This is a genomic window from Cupriavidus sp. 05N40 (assembly GCF_056397305.1).
The window spans coordinates 1-1,239 of the sequence record NZ_JBFTND010000441.1; the positions used below are offsets into that span (position 1 = coordinate 1).

Below are 1,239 nucleotides of genomic sequence, written 5' to 3' on the forward strand. Positions count from 1 at the left end.
GCGCTGAGGCTAGGAGAAGGGCAGCCTAGGGGACGCCTCGCCCTCACAAGTATGCCCCCACGAGGCGTCGCATCTTATGTGAAGGTCCGAGATCAGAGAATCACTGTAACCCGGCCACAAAAGGGGCCGCCGACATCGAGACGCATTGCCTATAACGGGGCCGGCCTCTACATACCTCATTCGTTGGCCTCCATTTGTCCTCCACGACGGTCGCTTCGCCTTGCTTTCCTAGCTCGACCCGGGACGACGCCCACAGCGCTAGCGACGCAACAAAGTCGTCCAGCTGATGCAGGTCATGGCTTTCGCTAGGTATTGCCATATAGGGGTCATCGTACTTTCCTTGCATTTTCTGGCGGTATGCACAGGAATGGGCTTATCTATCAAGCGTTTGCAAACACTCCGGCGGCACGTGATGCATTGCGCCGGAAAACCTTGCTACAGGCGGCTCTGCGGTCTGCTACCGCCATTTTTTTTTGGAAAGTACGATGACCCCGAGGAGGAGTTGCGCAAAGTTTGCGCCGAACAGGCTGCGTGGTCGTTGCCGGCTTGGCGCAGGGTGTCGAGAAGGGGCGCGCCAGTGCCTTTTCTCAACGCTCCAGAAAGAGCCGTAACTTGTCAGCGCGACTGGGATGCTTGAGCTTGCGCATCGCCTTGGCCTCAATCTGACGGATTCGCTCACGGGTCACGTCAAACTGCTTGCCGACCTCTTCAAGCGTGTGCTCAGAGGTAGTATCGAGTCCGAATCGCATCCGAAGGACCTTGGCCTCGCGCGGCGATAACTCGCCGAGTGCCCCATCGATCTCTGCGCGCAGGCTCGCCTGAATCGCGGCTTCAGCCGGTGAACTCGCAGAGACATCCTCAATCATGTCGCCGAGCGTAGCGTCGGCGTCGTCGCCCACAGGGGTCTCAAGCGAGACAGGCTGCCTCGCGAGCTTGAGGATATCTCGCACTTTCTGCTCGGACATCTCCATGCGTTCGGCGAGGACGGCGGGATGGACTTCCTGGCCAGTCTGTTGCAGGAATTCGCGCGAGATCCGGTTCAGCTTGTTGATCGTCTCGATCATGTGCACCGGCACCCGAATCGTCCGTGCCTGATCGGCAAGCGCGCGCGTGACAGCCTGCCGGACCCACCAAGTGGCATACGTCGAAAACTTCCAGCCGCGCCGGTATTCGAACTTGTCCACCGCCTTCATCAGGCCGATATTGCCTTCCTGGATCAGATCCAGAAACTGCATGCCG

Annotated in this window: 1 protein-coding gene; it reads right to left on the reverse strand. The window is 59.2% G+C overall.

Translation table 11 applies throughout. The features are described 5' to 3' along the window. Nucleotides 1–587: 587 nt before the first annotated feature. Nucleotides 588–1,239, reverse strand: a 652-nt coding sequence (locus AC1DO7_RS41330) for a sigma-70 family RNA polymerase sigma factor (RefSeq protein WP_477117582.1), incomplete at its 5' end; no start/stop codon positions are given.